The following is a 15,841-nucleotide window of genomic DNA, read 5'->3' on the forward strand; positions in this document are numbered from 1 at the left end:
GTGATCGTCCTCCTCAGTTCAGGTCGATCGGCTTGCCGCGCATCTGGAAATGTTCGGTCGCAACGAAGTTGAACGTCTTGCCGAGGATGATCACTTCGCCGTTGGCTTTCATGATGAATTTGGAATCGCCGCATTCGATGACAAATTCCTCGCCGACCGCGATCTTCTTGAACTTGCCGACGCTCTCCAGCGAGGTCTGACCGACATTGGTGACCTTGCTCATGCCGATCTGCTCGGCCCGCGCTATGCCGATCGTGTCGGATTTGAAGGCGCCGACGATTGTGTTCATGATGCCGGGCATTGGGAAAAGGCCCGAAGCCGCATCGCCAACACCCGTGCCGGAACCGGCAAGCGCCGTGCCCGCATCCGCTCTTGGCGACGGTCCCGACACCACGCCCTCGCGGCTGGCCAGCCCGCCAGCGCCGAGAAAGCCGAGCGCCGAAGACGCAACCGTGCCGGCGAAGGCCGCAAGCCCTGCCCCGCCGCCGCCTGCAATTTGCCCGGTCTGGGCCAGGAGCCCGGCGGTATGTCCGGAGAGACCACTGACCGCCCCCATCAGCGCCATCGCCATCGGCCCGGTGCCGCCGACGACGGTGTTCATCGAGCCGCCTACCTCGTGTTTCTGATTGCCACCGACTTCAACCGTCCGGTTGGCGCCGATCGCCGAGACCTCGTGCCGGTCGACGCGCTTGGTGCGGTCGTTCAGCACGCGCGTGGTCTGGTCCTTCTGCGCGTGGAAGAACATGTTCTCCTGGCCGGCCTCGTCCTCGAAGGTCATTTCGTTGAAGCCGGTGCCTTTATGCGTGTTCGAGCGCATGACCATGCGCGTCTTGTTGGCCGGCAGGTCGTAGGGAACCGTGTTGCTGGGATTGGGCACCACGCCTGTCACCAGCGGCCGGTCGGGGTCGCCGTCGACGAAGGCGACCATCACTTCCATGCCGATGCGCGGGATAACCTGCGCGCCCCAGGTGCCGCCGCCCCAGACCTGGCTGACGCGCACCCAGCAGGTGTCGGAACCGTCCTTCTTTGCTTTGCGGTCCCAGGGGAACCACAGCTTGATGCGGCCGTATTGGTCGGGATGGATCTCCTCGCCGGAGGGGCCGGCGACGATCGCCACCTGCGTGCCCTCGATGCGCGGCCGCTTCGTCTCGCGGTGCGGCGTCATCGGCACCCGCGACGGCACCGCCTCGAAGGTGTTGGTGTATTCCGGCTCGTTGCTGTTGGTCTCATAGGAGCGGTCGACGACCGTATGGGTCGCCTTGACCACCACATGCTCCTCATAGACGTGGTCGGGATGAGCGACCTCGTAGGGGGTGAAGCGGCGTCCCGCCTCCAGGATGCGGGATGTAGAACCGCCGAAGACCCGGTCGTGATCGGCTTCGGAGGCCTGCATTCTCAACTTCTCCGCCCGCTCCGCCTCGGCAACGGAAGAGATGCGCGCCGGATATTCGTAAAGCTCCCGCTTGGTCGCCTCGGGCATCTGCACGAGCGACGGCGTCATGGTGCCGGGCACCATGCGTGGGGTTTCGAAGTTCCAGTCCGCACCGGCCCGCTGGCCCGGCACATAGGAATAACGCCGGCTCCACTCGGTGATGTGATTGCGGTCGGCCGAGCCCTGCGCCAGGCGAACCCGACCCTCCCCCTGCGCCGAGGGCGACGGGCCGAGCCAGGATCGGGCGCTGTCGGCGACATGCAGCTTGTGTTTGCCGTCCTCGTGGGAGAACCAGTAGAACAGGCCGTCCTCTTCAAAGCGGCGGGTGAGATAGGCAAGGTCGGTTTCGTTCCACTGCACCGAATAATGCTGCGGCGGTGGTGGCGTGATCACGCCCGACGTGTCGGGCGCCGGAATGCCGTGCTCGGAAAACAGCGTCTCGACGATGTCGATCGAGGTCTTGTCCATCCAGATGCGGCAGTCGGAGCGGCGCGACAGCAGCCACATCTGCGGCCGCAGCACCATGGAGTAGGAGCGCAGCCCGCGGGTGATCGGCGGCCCCTCGTTGAGTTCGGTCACCAGGCCGTTGAACGGCCGGCGCACGGCGCCTTCGCCATCGCCCTGTTGCACTTCCACGGAGACATCCATCAGCCGGCCGATCAGCTCCTCCGGCTTGACCGACGGCTTCTTGGCGCGCGCGGAAACCTTGATTTCGAAGAGCGAAGAAATGCCTTCATCGATCGCCACGCGCTCCGGCAGAAGTTGGTCCTCGCCGAGCGGCGAGACGATCTTCAGAATGCGGTTCGCCTGGATGAAGTCGGCGGCAAGGGATTGCAAATCGTCCATAAGGTCACGTTCCGTATTGGAAAGCCGGATTACTGCTGCTGTTGCGGCCGGGGATGGGTCTTGAAATACTCCGCCAGCGCCTGGAAATATTGCCCCAGCATTTGGCTATTGGCCTGGTCGGACACGCGCATGTAACTTTCGACGAGCGCGTCGCGCTTGGCCTTTCCGCCTGAGCTCTCATAGAATTCCGTCAGCACCGACAGGTCTTCGGGCGGCAGGGTGGCCAGCACGAAGGTCAGCCGCGCCTTTTCGTCCGCCCGCGCCATGTCCTTGGGAAGCGGCTTTTCGTTTTCGCTTCTCGCACGCAGCGACGCGATCACGGCTTTCATCTCGGACTGCAGCTTGTCCTGCGAAACCGAGGCCAGTTTTCCGGCATCGGCGCTGGAAAGGGCCTCCAGGGACAGATACATGGCTTGCCAGGTGACGGCACTTTCCACGGCAAGGTCCGGGCCGGCCATCAGATCGGCAAGCGCTTTGATACACGGACCTTTGTCAGGGTCGGCAAGGCGTGTTTCGATCTCCTTCGCGCCGGCCTGGTCCTGCGCCTGGTACATGCGCGCGACCTTTGACTGCCCCTCGTGCCATGCCGCGGCCGCTTTGGCGAAAGCCTTGGGATCCACGGCATCGCTGCCAGCTTCAGCGACGGCTTTCGAGATTTCGGCAAGCATGCCGTCGGCGTCGAAGGAAGACCGCGCAGCGGTCTCGAGCAGCGGCTGCGCATCCGAAGTGGGAACGCTCCGGTCGGCGGCAGCTTTGGCGACGCTTTCGACCGCGGCGGGCGTGGCGGAGAGGCGCGACGACACCGCTTCGATCTGCAGCAGGGATTGATCGGTCGAATCAGACGCGCCGACCATGGCGGCAGCGCTCGCGGCCATGACACCGACGATCGTCACCGCGGCCAGCGGCCATCGCATGCGCCCCAACAATCCTTGCTTGAGAAGACCGGTCAACAGCATCGGCACCGCCTTAGATCATCCTGACATCGGTGAGCTGCTTCGGCCGCGCATCGGCGGAAAGCCGGTTGATGATCTGTTCCGCCTTCACCATCTGGGCGCCGCTGGTTGGGTCGATAAACAGCTTTTCGACAGAATTCTGCTCCGGGTAGAAAGAGGAATTGCCGGTGAAACGGCTGAGCGTATTGATGCGTTCGCGGACGACCGATCCGATATTGTCGTATTCGATACGCTGACCGGGATCGTAGGGCTGGAAGGGCCGGCCCGTCAGGCGCGGCGAAATGGATTTCGGATAATCGGTTGCCGAGGGCAGCTGCGGGATGGCCTTCTTGCTGTATTCGATGTCGCGGCCGATGCCGCCAACGGTACCGCCGGTGGAAGGCGCATAGGTCACGAGCTTGTCGGAATCCAGAACCGCGCTCATGTAGAACAACAGCTCCATCTTCTGGGAGAGGCGGTTTTCGTCCACGCGCCGGCTTTCGGGCGGATTGCAGAACGGCGTCTGACCGACAAGATCGGCAAGCCTGGATTTGCCAGCTTCGCTGATCGTATTGTCCTGCTGCACACCCCTGATGAATTCGTGCACGCAGACGTGGTTGATGGCGATGAAATCGTCGATCCGCGTCTTGAAGTTGAGGGCAGTCGGCGCAGAGGCGACCGGCGCGCTGCTCGTCAGTTTTTCCGCAGCGCTGGTCACCTGCTTGTTGGCGAGCTTCTTGGCTTCGTCGAGGACGCCGCCGAGCGCAAACATCACCACCTTGTTGCTGGCGGCGGCATGCATGACGTTGAAGGTGCGGTTGAGATTGTTGTTGCAGATCACGCTCAACGCGGCGCGGCCGGCCAGCACGCGCACCGAGGTCGTCGCGAAGGCCGCCATCATGATGCTGCCCGTCAGGATCGAAGCGGAAAACACGAAGAGCTCGGCCAGCATGCGGTCGCGGGCTTCCTGGGCCTTTGTGGTTTTCTGAAAATTATCGATGGCGAGATCGTAGGCCCTGACATAGGGACTGGAAACGTTCGCCTCCCATTGGGACTTGTACTTGGGGAGTTCTACCAGAATATCGTTCAAACGCTCAGTTGCAGCCGACACGATCATCTCCATTTGTCAAAGCGCGAGGACGTCTCTCAACTCATCTGCGGAAACAGCATGTTTCAGCGCCTTCCCCAAGGCAGGGGGAAAATTGCCGGAAACATGGAGTTACAGTGCCAGCCGCAAGGCCGGCACTGCCGATGTCGAGAGGCTTAAGCGGCCTTGGTGGTGGCGAGATCGTAGGACGCGATCATCGGCGACTGCGGCGAGTGCTTGTCGTCGTAAGGCGTGTACTTCACTTCCATCTTGGTGAAGTTCAGCTTGATCGTCTCAACCGGGCGGTCGCCGTTGGAATCGATCGAGTAGCTGGCGATCAGCGTGTTCTCGAGCGAATACTCGATATAGGTGTCGCCGGGATTGCCCGTGGTGACGAGATGGATGACCGAGCGCTTGCCGGTGCGGCCCGAGCAGGCCTCCTGGAAGAGCTTGGTCGACGAGGAGTCGCTGACCTTGGTGAGGATCACTTCCGAAACGGTCGGCTCGGAAGCTTCGCGGTTGGCCGCAGAACCAGCGGAGGTGTTCATGTTGCGGGACACGTTCCAGTGGATGGCTTCGATGTCCATCCACTTGCGATGCTGCTCGTGGGTCGCATCACCCTGGATACCGTCGATCTGAAGATAAATCGGCATTCTGTAAGCTCTCCTATTGGCGGTTGAGTGCCTAGTTGCGTCTAAGGCGTAGTCGCCTTTCTTCGTCCTGCTCCCCGAGTGCGTTTGCGGCTCGGGGCTACTTCATCCGACAACCGGCTTTCCCCCGGCGTGCCGAATTCCTGCGGGGCGTCCTCTTCGACATCGAGGCCGAAGCGTTGCCCATCGTAACCGATGGTGATCCCCGTAATTTTCTTCCCGGCCGCGACGGCATCGAGGAAAAACGTCGAAAGAACAGGCAGGAGGTCGCGCGCGATCATGACCTCGATGGCGCGGGCGCCCATCTCGCTGGTGCGGGCGCGCGAAATCAGCGCGTCGCGGGCTGCCGGCGACAATGAAAGTGTGGTCCCGTAAGTGGCGGCAACCCGTTCGCGGATACGGCCGATTTGGATATCGACAATGCCCGACAGCGTCTCGGGCCCGAGCGGCATAAAGGGCAGCACGGTCGTGCGGCCCAGGAAGGCCGGCTTGAAATGCTTCTGCAATTCCGGCAGCAGCATCGCTTCCAGCGCTTCCGCCTCCGGCATCGTCTCGGGATCGGCGGCAAGTGATGCGATCATTTCCGAACCGGTATTGGCGGTCATGACGATGGTGGTGTTCTTGAAATCGATGTCGCGGCCTTCGCCGTCGCGCAGCGTTCCCTTGTCGAACACCTGGTAGAAGATTTCCTGAACGCCGGGATGGGCCTTGTCGATCTCGTCGAGCAGCAGCACGCCATAAGGCCTGCGCCTCACCGCCTCGGTCAGCACGCCGCCTTCGCCATAACCGACGTAACCGGGCGGCGAGCCGAGAAGCATGGAAATCTTATGCTCCTCCTTGAACTCGGACATGTTGATGGTCGTCAGGTAGCGGCTGCCGCCATAGAGCATGTCGGCCAGCGACAGCGCCGTTTCGGTCTTGCCGGTGCCGGACATGCCGACCAACAGGAAGACGGCCGGCGGCCGGCGCGGATCGGAAAGTCCGGCGCGCGAGGCCCGCATGGCCGAAGCGATGCGTTCGATCGCAGCGTCCTGGCCGAGCACCCTCTCCTTCAGGCGGGCATCGAGCGTCTTGACGGTTTCGATCTGGTCCGCCAACAGCTTGCCGACAGGAATTCCGGTCCAGCGGGCAACGATCGATGCAACGACCTCCTTGTCGACAACGCGCGGCAGCAGGGCCGTTTGATCCGCCACCGCCGCGAGTGTCCGTTCAGTCACGGCAAATGCGGCGCGCGCGGCTTCAGCTGTCATGGCCTGCGGCGGGAAAGGCGCGACATTCGTGCCGTCGCCGGCGCTGTCCGCCGGCGCCAACGGGACGATGGCCTCGTCCGGCGAGAAGAATTCCTCCAGCCGGTCGGCCTCCCGGACGAGCCGGTTTTCTTCCTCGAATTGCGCCCGGAGCGCTTCGATCTCCGCAACGATCTCCTGTTGCTTGCCGGCGATTTCGCTAAGCCGGGCGGCCTTTTCCGGTGTCTCGGGTTCTCGCGCAAGCCAGTTCGCCTCGGTTTCCAGGAGATCGCGCTCGTCGGTGAGCTGTTTCAAAGCCTCCGGCCTCGTCTGGCGAGCCAGCGCCACGGCAGCGGCAGCCGTATCGATCAGGCTGATGGCCTTATCGGGAAGCTGCCGGTCCGGCAGGTATCGCGCCGAAAGGCGGACGGCGGCGACGATCGCCTCGTCGCGAATGCGCACCTTGTGATGGGTTTTCAGGCTTTGCGCCACGCCGCGCAGCATCCGGATTGCGGCCTCTTCGTCCGGCTCGCGGACATGCACGGTCTGGAAGCGGCGGGTAAGGGCAGCATCCTTCTCGATGAAGCGCTTGTATTCGCTCCAGGTCGTTGCCGCGATCGTCCTGAGTTCTCCGCGCGCCAAAGCCGGTTTCAGAATATTTGCGGCATCGCCTTGCCCTGCCTGTCCGCCGGCGCCGATCAGCCCGTGCGCCTCGTCAATGAACAGAATGATCGGCTCCGGCGACGTCTTTACCGCGTCGACCACGCCATGCAGGCGCCGTTCGAACTCGCCTTTGACGCCGGCGCCGGCCTGCAGAAGGCTCAGATCCAGCAGCAGCAGCTTCACATCCTTCAGCCGGGCCGGAACATTGCCGGCGGCGATCTCCAGTGCGAGCGCTTCGGCCACCGCGGTCTTGCCGACACCCGCCTCGCCAACCAGGATCGGATTGTTCTGCCGACGGCGCGTCAGGATATCGATCAGCTGCCGCAACTCAGCGTCGCGGCCGACAACAGGATCGATGCGGCCCGCGCGGGCGTCCGCCGTCATGTCGTGCGTGTAGAGCCGCAGAAATTCATTGCCTGCCGATGTCGCGGTGGGCACGGAAAGCTGGTCCGACGGGCCAGCGGCCGCCTTCTCCAGCAATTTGTCGAGCATTGCCCGGTCGAGATTGCGTATCGAGGGGGCAATGCCGCGGACAACCACCCGCAATGCCGAATCGCCGGTCAGGGCGGCGAGCAGGTCGGCCAGCAGCACGACATTACGGCCGCACTGCAGCGATGCAACCAGGAAGGATTCCCGGCCAAGGGCCAGCAGGTTGGCGGAGAGCGCCAGCGCGGCGCCGGCCTCGCGCGGAATGTCGGCGATCGCCGCGTCCAGCTCCGTTCTCAGCATTTCAGAGGAGAGCTTGAGCTCTTCGAAAACGGCCGAAAACGCCGCAATATCAAGAAGGGAGCGAAGCCAGTGAGCGACATCCACGACGGCGTGCTGATGGCGCACGGCGAGCGAAGCCGCTGTCTCAAGTCCGACACGTAAGTTGGGCTCAAGCGTTCTTATCAGACGATTGAGATCGATATTCGACATCCGCAAGTCCCGTTTATTCGACGAAATTCAGTGCGTCCTCGTGATGCGAAGCAACAACTAGGGCGCTCATAAACCCTTGTCCAGAAGAAAAAGGACTCTATTTTTAAAAATGAGCATTACAGTAGTCGTCATAAATCCGTCATCATCGGGAGATGGTTGACAAGCCAATACAAGCCGCACAAAATGCCGACCCTGCCGCAGTATGTTTAGATTTTTGGGGTATTTAACAGCGTGAATGTCAGAGAAATCATAGATCCACTTGAACAAAATTATCCGTGCGGAGAAAACGTTCGGATCAATACTGCATCACGTGAAATATACTATAGAATTAAAGACGCCAGAAACGCCGCGCGTACAGCCGAACGTAGTATTTCACCGGGCGACGTTATTACGCTTGCACCAGCTTGGCACGATGTTAGCAATCTTGGATTGCAAATCCTTTCTTCCCAGAGCAAGGACATAGAAGTATTGGCCTGGCTCGCCGAAGCGCAGCTGCGGCTGCGCGGCTTCTCAGGATTGCGCGACGTATATGTTGCAACCGCGTCGCTTTTAGACAAGCATTTCGACACTTTGCACTCGATCGGAGACAGCGATTTCGAGGAGCGGTTCGCTCCCTTTGCGGGTCTTAACGGCGTGGGCGGCGAAGGAACGCTTATCCAGGCTATTCGTTTGACTTCGTTGATCCCGGACGGAAAATTCGCTCAGTTTTCGCTCTGGGATTTCCAGCTTTCGCAGCGGTCGAACGAAGCCGAGCGGCGCAAGGAATTGCAGCAGGCGGCGGCAGAAGCCGGTGTCGCACAGATGTCGGCCCATCTCAGGGTGGTGACAGAGTGCATCGCCGCTTTCGACAGCATGATCGAAATACTTGATCAACACTGCGGGGATCAGGCGCCGCCGAGCTCGAATACACGCAATGCTTTGCAGGAAGCGGCATCTGCAATCCGGATGCTCGCCGGCATCGAGGCTCCCTCGGCCATCGCCGAAACCCCTCCCTCGCAAGGCTCGGAGCCGCTGCCGGCAACCGATATCGGTGAGTCCGAGGCCGTCCGCATGCGGCCCGTCGGCGCGGAGTTGATTCGTTCACGCGAAGATGCCTTCGAACTGCTCGCTGCCGTTGCGCGCTATTTCCGTCGCACCGAACCCCATTCACCGATCTCCATGTCGATCGAGACCTTGGTGCGCCGCGGCCGCATGGATTTTTCCGAGCTACTTGCCGAGCTCCTGCCTGAGCAGCACACGCGCAATGCAGTGCTGACGGCGGCCGGCATACAGCCCGCAACCGACAAGGGAGGCTAGCGGCCTGAGGGCCCTGCCCGGCCGCAATCTGGAGCATCCGCAATTCGTAATCCGCCGATGAGACGAAGGAGAGCCTCGATGGCAAGTGTACATGAGAAACTGGAACGGGTTCGCAAGCCGCGGGTCCATATCAAATATGAAGTCGAAACCGAAGGCGCGATGGTGGTGAAGGAGCTGCCTTTTGTCGTCGGCGTGCTCGGTGACTTCTCCGGCAATCCCACCCAGCCGCTCAAGGCTTTCGGCGAGCGCAAGTTCGTGCAGATCGACCGCGACAATTTCGACGACGTCATGCGCCGCATGACGCCGGGCCTCACGCTCTCGGTCGAGAACACCCTGGAAAAGGACGGAACGGAGCTTCCGGTTTCGCTGAAATTCGAAAGCATGGCCGATTTCGAACCCGGCGCGGTCGTCGATCAGGTGCCGGCGCTGAAGGCCCTGCTCAACGCCCGCAACCAGCTGCGCGACCTGATGAGCAAGGCGGACCGCTCCGAGGAGCTCGAGCGCCTGCTCGAGGACATCCTGCAGAACAAGGCCGATCTCTCGCAGCTGGTGGCCCAGCTTGGCGGCGGCAAAGCCGGAGAGGCGAAGGACGTTCTGAACTGAGTGCCTGGGATCGCGGGCCGATCGCGGCCCGCGCGAATTCCTGAAGAGTCGTTGTCCGGCAGCGGCCCCTTTGAAGGGAACCCCTCATAGCCCGAGGGCCGCCGCTTTCGCAAAAAAGGATCGATAGATGACCGCCGAAACGCAATTGCAGACAAAGGAAGACGTAGGCTTCGCACCCGATGAGAACCTGCTCTCGAAGGTCGTTGCGGCAACCCGCCAGACCGAGCCCGACCGTGCGCAGGATCTTCTGCGCACCCTGACCGATCAAGCCCTGAAGGGCACCGTCACCTATGATCGTAACCTGACGATCACCTTGAACAACGCCATTGCCGAGATCGACAAGGCGATCTCGAGCCAGCTCGCGGCGATCATGCAGTCGCCGGAATTTACCAAGCTCGAAGGCGCCTGGCGCGGCCTGCATTATCTCGTCAAGAATACCGAGACCAGCGCCAACCTGAAGATCCGCGTGCTCAACGCCTCCAAGCGCGACGTCGCCAAGGATCTCGCCAAGGCCGTCGAATTCGACCAGTCCAGGCTCTTCAAGTCCGTCTACGAAGACGAGTTCGGCACACCGGGCGGCGAACCGATGGGCGCGCTGATCGGCGACTATGAATTCGACAATTCCTTCGACGACGTCCAGCTTCTGCAAGGCGTCTCGATGATCGCCGCCGCCGCCTTCGCCCCGTTCATCTCGGCGGCCAGCCCCCGCATGTTCGGCTTCGAGGATTTCCGCGAGCTGGCAAAACCGCGCGATCTGGAAAAGATCTTCGAGACGGTCGAATACGCCAAGTGGCGCAGCCTACGCGACAGCGATGATTCCCGCTTCGTGACGCTCGCCATGCCGCGTGTGCTCGCCCGCATGCCCTACGGCCCGAAGACCAGCCCGATCGAGGAGTTCAACTTCGACGAAACCGGCGGCTCCAAGACCGGCGAACTGCCGCACGGCTCCTATTGCTGGATGAACGCGGCCTATGTGATGGGCACGCGGCTGACCGAAGCCTTCGCCAAGAATGGCTGGTGCACTGCCATCCGTGGCGCGGAAAACGGCGGCAAGGTCGAAGGCCTGCCGATGCACATCTTCTCCAGCGATGACGGCGATCTCGATCTGAAATGCCCGACGGAAGTCGGCATCACCGATCGCCGCGATGCCGAACTCGGCAAGCTCGGCTTCCTGCCGCTCTGCCACTACAAGAATACCGACTACGCGGTGTTCTTCGGGGCGCAGACGGCGCACAAGCCGAAGCTCTACGACCGGCCCGAGGCAACCGCCAACGCCGCCGTTTCAGCCCGCCTGCCCTATATGATGGCGACCTCGCGCTTTGCCCATTACCTCAAGGTCATGGGCCGCGATAAGATCGGCTCCTTCATGGAGGCCGAGGATTGCGAGGCCTGGCTCAATCGCTGGATCTCCAACTATGTCAACGCCAATGACGACGCCGGCGAGGAGTCGCGGGCGAAATATCCGTTACGCGAGGCAAAGGTCACCGTCCAGGAGATCCCCGGCAGGCCGGGCGCTTACAACGCCGTGGCCTGGATGCGTCCGTGGCTGCAGATGGAGGAATTGACGACCTCGCTGCGCATGGTCGCCCGGATTCCTTCGAAGAACTGATGAAATCAGAGTCCGGCGCGGCGGTTTTCCGCCGCGCCAAGCTCTTGCGAAACATTTGGTCAGGTCGACGATGGGTTCCAGCACTGAATGGCGGCGCCGGGCGGATCAGCTGATTACGCTGATCGACGAGGCGCTGAACAGGCAAGTCAATGCCATCCTCCACCATCCCGATTTTCAGGCGATGGAGGCGAGATGGCGTGGCCTTGCCATGCTCGTGCGCGAGGCAAGCCGCAGCGGCGAGGTGAAGGTGAAGCTTCTCAGCGTCAGCTGGCGTGAGCTCGCGCGCAGCATGGAGCGTGCCAACGATTTCGACCAGAGCCACCTCTTCGAACTGATCTACAGCCGCGAGTTCGGCATGCCGGGCGGCGAGCCTTTCGGAATGCTGGTCGGCGACTACCATCTGTCTCCGCACGATCCCGCCGACGGCGATCCGGTCAGCACGCTGTCGCAGATCGGCATGGTGGCGGCTGCCGCCTTCTGCCCCTTCATCGCGGGTGCGGCGCCGCTCTCGATCGGGCTGGAAGACTTTCACGAGCTGAACCGGGTCAACGACTTCTCCTGGCTTGCCACGGAGACGGACCGCATCCGCTGGAACGGTCTGCGCGCCCGAGAAGATTCGCGGTTCCTAGGGCTTGTCGCGCCACGCATCCTGATGCGCTCGCCGCTTGCGCCGCATGCGCGCGATCGCAATGACGGCTTTCCCTTCCGCGAAAGCATTGCTGCCGATGGCAGTTCGCTGCTCTGGGGCAATGCCGCTTTCGCCTTTGCGACAGTCGTCATTCGCAATTTCATCGCGTCCGGCTGGTTTGCGGAGATCCGCGGCGTCACGCAGGATGCCGTCGACGGCGGCTTGCTGAGTGCAGGCGAATTGCCGCCTTATGATTTCGGCACGGAGAGCAACGGGCTTTCCGCCCAGGCGCCGGTCGAAATCCAGCTGACCAGCGGCCAGGAGCAACAGCTGTGCGATCTCGGCATCATCCCTGCCGCGACCACCTATCTCTCCTCTTCGGCGATCTTCAATTCCAATCAGTCGCTGCATGCACCGCCGCATTATTCCAACGAGCATGCACGCCAGAACGCCCGCCTCGCCGCCATGCTGCAATATGTGCTCTGCGCCTCGCGTTTCGCGCATTATCTCAAGGTCATCATGCGCGACGAAATCGGCCAGCTCTCCGATGCGATCTCGATCGAGCGCAAGCTCATGGACTGGCTGACCGCCTATACGCTCGGCAATGACGATGCCGATATCGCGCTGCGCACCCGTTTCCCGCTGCGCTCGGCCGGCATCGGCGTCGCCGATATTCCGGGCAAGCCCGGCAGCTTCTCCTGTACGGTCCGGCTGCAGCCGCATTTCCAGCTCGATGACGTTGCCACCAGCTTCCACCTTATCGCCGAGACCGCAACCACGGGCCAGATTCTGAGCCGCCCGGTCGCCATACCCGAGAGGATGTCCGCATGACACTTTCCGCCAGCATCGCCCGATCGCTCAGCGACAACGCCCTCGAGGACGCGCTCGAGGAGGTCAAGACGCATCTGAAGGGCAAACCATCGGATCAGGAGGCGCGGCATCTCTATATCGATCTTCTCGTTCTTGCCGGAGAATATGAGCGGGCGGACAATCAGTGCAGCCTTGCCGCCACCCTCTCCCCCGACGCGACGATGGGTTTCGCCTTGCTGCGCAACGAGCTTCGGGCGATGGCGGCGCGCGACGCCTGGTTTGCGAGCGGCGGCGTGCCGGAGTTTCCGCAGGGACCGAGCGAACTCGATAAGCTCGCCGTCCGCCTCGGCATCGCCCATCGTGATGGCGATGCCGAGGCGGCGAAGACCGCGCTCGCTGCGCTCGACGAACTCAGAAGCGAGCGCCCGCTGATCTGGAACGACAGGGCGGTCTCCGATTTCCGCGACCTCGACGATCGCACGCCACACGCGCTCGAAGTCATCATGACCGGAGGCGGCTATCTCTGGATCGACTTCGCCAAGATATCAGCCCTGTCGATCGAGCCGATTGCCCGGCCGCGGGATCTCGCCTTCCGGCGCGCCGAACTGACCCTGATCGACGGCGCAGCCGCGTCGGTGCTTCTGCCGGCGGTTTATCATGGCACCGGCAAGGATGCGGCGCTCAGGCTCGGACGCGAAACCGAATGGGTCGAGGAAGCGAGCGGCATCACCACCGGCCGCGGCCAGCGCTGCTTCCTCGCGGGCGACGAACTCGTCTCCTTCCACGACACCCAAAGTCTGGAGATCGTGCCGGCAAGCTCTGCCGGCAGGCAGGTCGCGCATGGTTGATCCGCTCGAACGCTACCGGCTGCGCGACCGGGTCCTGTCCCGGTCGATCCTCGACAGGCTGATCGACCAGGCTCCGGATCGCGCCGTCGATCCGCCGACGAGCTTCGTCGACCAGGTCCGCGAGGTCAGGGAGGCGATCCGCCGCGATCTCGAAGCGCTGCTCAATACGCGGCGCTGCCCGACGACGCCGCCGACGGCCCTTTCCGAATTGCGGGACGCGCTGGTGAGCTATGGCGTCGACGGTATCGTCTCGGCAAATCTGATGACCGACCAGGCGAAGCTCAAGCTCGCGGAAGCGATCGAGCGGCGGGTTGCGCTGTTCGAGACGCGGCTTGCCGATATCAGGGTGACGATCCTGAAAAGCCGGACGATGACGGAGCGGGCGTTGCGCATGCGCATCCAGGCGACCTTCCGTCTGCATGAGGGCATGCCACCGATCAGCTTCGAATCGACCATCGATCCGTCGACCCAGCGTGTCCTCGTGGAGGCGGCGCATGGCTGAAGGTTTCCTGCACCGCTACAATGAGGAATTGCTGGCACTGCGGCGACGGGCCGCGCGCTTTGCCGACGCTTTCCCCAAGATCGCCGGACGCCTGCGCATGACCGGTGACGTCGCCGACGACCCGCATGTGGAACGCCTGATCCAGAGTTTCGCCTATTCGGCGGCGCGCGTGCGTCAGAAGCTCGACGACGAATTTCCCGAACTGACCGACGGCCTGCTTGAAACGCTCTATCCGCATTATCTCGCACCCCTGCCCTCGATGAGCATCGTCAAGTTCCGCCCAAGCGACACGCTCGCCTCCGTCCAGACCGTGCCCCGCCACACGGAGGTGCTCGCCGAGCCGGTGAGAGGCGAGGCCTGCCGCTTCCGCACCACGCAGGACGTCGAGATGGCGCCGATCGAGATCGCGGGCGCTGTGCTTTCCGGCCAGCCGATCAATGCGCCGCTTTCGTCCTATGCCGGCGTTGCCGGCTGCCTCAAGCTCTCCATCCGCTCTCTCGATGCCCGAAAGCCCCTGGGCAGCCTCGGCCTGAGCCGGCTGCGCCTGCATATTCCCTCTGCCTGGCAGCAGGCCGTGGCGATCTACGAACTGCTTGCCAACCACACGCTCGGCATCGCGCTTGCCAAACATGCAGACGACCGTTCGCCGACCTTCCTGCCGGCAGGGAACCTGAAACCCGTCGGCTTCGAGCCGGAACAGGCCATGCTGCCCTATCCGGCGCCGAGCTTCATCGGCTACCGGCTGCTCACCGAATTTTTCGCTCTGCCGCGGAAATTTCTTTTTCTCGATATCGAAGGGCTCGAATCCTGGCGAGGGGAAACGCTGGAGCTCTTCGTTTACCTCAAGGAAAGCGACGCGAAGCTGGAGCGGGCGGTTTCGGCCCGCGACTTCGCGCTCAACGCCACGCCTGTCGTCAACCTGTTTCGCCAGGTCTGCGAGCCGATCGCCATCGATGGCACCCGCACGGAATACCGTCTCCTGCCGGATGCGCGGCGTCAGAAGACCCGCGAGATTTACTCGATCGACCGCGTGTTGCTGACCGGATCGCGCGGCCAGGAGGAATTCTGCCAGCCCTTCTTCGGACGATCGCAACGGGCAGGCGCGAGTGCGACCTACTGGCAGGCCTCTCGCCGTTTCGACGAAGACGACAGGACCAGCGATATGGATATCGCCTTCGTCGATCGGCAGCGCCGGTCGGCCGGCCCGGTCGATGCGGTGGCGAGCGTCGATACGCTCTGCCTCAACCGCGACCTGCCGGAACAGCTTCCCTTCGGCGGCGGCCACCCCTTGCTGCATCTCGCCTCCGGCCATGAGGCGGTCGCAGGCGTCGAGGCGCTGATCCCGCCTACACCGTCGGTCAGAATGAACGATCAGGATGGCCGGAACTGGCGACTGATGTCGCATCTCCTCCTCAATCATCTGTCGCTGTTCGACAATGAGGGAGCCACATTGAAGGACATCCTGTCGCTCTACGCCTTCCGCGATAGCCCCGAGACCAAGCAGTTCGCCGATGCGCTGGTCAGGATCAAGGCCGCCAATTCGACCGCCCGTCTCGGCAGCGGCGGCATGGTGCCCGGCACCGAGATCGCGCTGGAATTCGATCCGGCCGCCATCGACCGGCCGTCGGCCTTCCTGTTCGGCAGCGTGCTCGACCGCTTCTTCAGCCTCTACACCTCGGTCAACAGCTTCACCCGGCTCACTGTCGGCATGAAGGGACAGTCGAGGCCGATCGCCCGCTGGCCGGCGCGCGCCGCCGAACGCCCGCTTCTCTGAGAAAGGACCGCCAGTCG

12 protein-coding genes are annotated in these 15,841 nt (G+C 62.8%); 7 read left to right on the top strand and 5 right to left on the bottom strand.

Annotation, left to right across the window (positions count from 1 at the left end):
- Nucleotides 1-13: 13 nt before the first annotated feature.
- The 5 genes from tssI to tssH all read right to left on the bottom strand — a co-directional run bounded on the left by tssI (nt 14) and on the right by tssH (nt 7,754).
- Nucleotides 14-2,278 (bottom strand): type VI secretion system tip protein TssI/VgrG, encoded by a 2,265-nt coding sequence (tssI, locus tag K6M89_RS01110; protein WP_222138115.1) that lies wholly within the window; start codon nt 2,276-2,278, stop codon nt 14-16.
- A 29-nt stretch (nt 2,279-2,307) separates the two neighbouring features.
- Nucleotides 2,308-3,192: a hypothetical protein gene (locus K6M89_RS01115; RefSeq protein ID WP_246642272.1), complete on the bottom strand. Its 885-nt coding sequence runs from the start codon at nt 3,190-3,192 to the stop codon at nt 2,308-2,310.
- A 52-nt stretch (nt 3,193-3,244) separates the two neighbouring features.
- The gene (locus K6M89_RS01120; protein WP_222138116.1) at nt 3,245-4,321 is read right to left on the bottom strand and encodes a hypothetical protein; all 1,077 of its coding nucleotides are present in this window, start codon (nt 4,319-4,321) and stop codon (nt 3,245-3,247) included.
- A 152-nt stretch (nt 4,322-4,473) separates the two neighbouring features.
- Nucleotides 4,474-4,950, bottom strand: a complete 477-nt coding sequence (locus tag K6M89_RS01125; protein ID WP_009990920.1) for an Hcp family type VI secretion system effector — start codon at nt 4,948-4,950, stop codon at nt 4,474-4,476.
- 41 nt (nt 4,951-4,991) lie between these two features.
- Nucleotides 4,992-7,754: a type VI secretion system ATPase TssH gene (tssH, locus tag K6M89_RS01130; protein WP_222138117.1), complete on the bottom strand. Its 2,763-nt coding sequence runs from the start codon at nt 7,752-7,754 to the stop codon at nt 4,992-4,994.
- 231 nt (nt 7,755-7,985) lie between these two features.
- Between tssH and tssA the strand changes: the two genes are divergently transcribed.
- From tssA to tssF, 7 genes are all read left to right on the top strand, one after another.
- Nucleotides 7,986-9,050, top strand: a complete 1,065-nt coding sequence (gene tssA / locus K6M89_RS01135) for a type VI secretion system protein TssA (RefSeq protein WP_222138118.1) — start codon at nt 7,986-7,988, stop codon at nt 9,048-9,050.
- 78 nt (nt 9,051-9,128) lie between these two features.
- A complete protein-coding gene (gene tssB / locus K6M89_RS01140; RefSeq protein WP_064684020.1) occupies nt 9,129-9,653 on the top strand; it encodes a type VI secretion system contractile sheath small subunit in 525 nt (174 codons plus the stop codon).
- Between the two features lie 127 nt (nt 9,654-9,780).
- Nucleotides 9,781-11,262 carry a type VI secretion system contractile sheath large subunit gene (gene tssC / locus K6M89_RS01145; protein ID WP_097581087.1) on the top strand — a complete coding sequence of 494 codons (1,482 nt, stop codon included), beginning with the start codon at nt 9,781-9,783 and terminating at the stop codon, nt 11,260-11,262.
- A gap of 4 nt (nt 11,263-11,266) precedes the next feature.
- Nucleotides 11,267-12,721 carry a type VI secretion system contractile sheath large subunit gene (gene tssC, locus K6M89_RS01150; protein WP_313138576.1) on the top strand — a complete coding sequence of 485 codons (1,455 nt, stop codon included), beginning with the start codon at nt 11,267-11,269 and terminating at the stop codon, nt 12,719-12,721.
- Nucleotides 12,718-13,548: a type VI secretion system accessory protein TagJ gene (locus K6M89_RS01155; protein WP_222138120.1), complete on the top strand. Its 831-nt coding sequence runs from the start codon at nt 12,718-12,720 to the stop codon at nt 13,546-13,548. Before tssC (K6M89_RS01150) ends, K6M89_RS01155 begins: the two co-directional genes overlap by 4 nt.
- Nucleotides 13,541-14,050, top strand: a complete 510-nt coding sequence (tssE, locus tag K6M89_RS01160) for a type VI secretion system baseplate subunit TssE (RefSeq protein ID WP_222138121.1) — start codon at nt 13,541-13,543, stop codon at nt 14,048-14,050. Before K6M89_RS01155 ends, tssE begins: the two co-directional genes overlap by 8 nt.
- A complete protein-coding gene (gene tssF, locus K6M89_RS01165; protein WP_222138122.1) occupies nt 14,043-15,824 on the top strand; it encodes a type VI secretion system baseplate subunit TssF in 1,782 nt (593 codons plus the stop codon). The genes tssE and tssF overlap by 8 nt, the downstream gene beginning before the upstream one ends.
- Nucleotides 15,825-15,841: the final 17 nt, after the last annotated feature.

Origin of the sequence: Rhizobium croatiense (assembly GCF_019793465.1) — a bacterium.
Classification (GTDB): domain Bacteria; phylum Pseudomonadota; class Alphaproteobacteria; order Rhizobiales; family Rhizobiaceae; genus Rhizobium; species Rhizobium croatiense.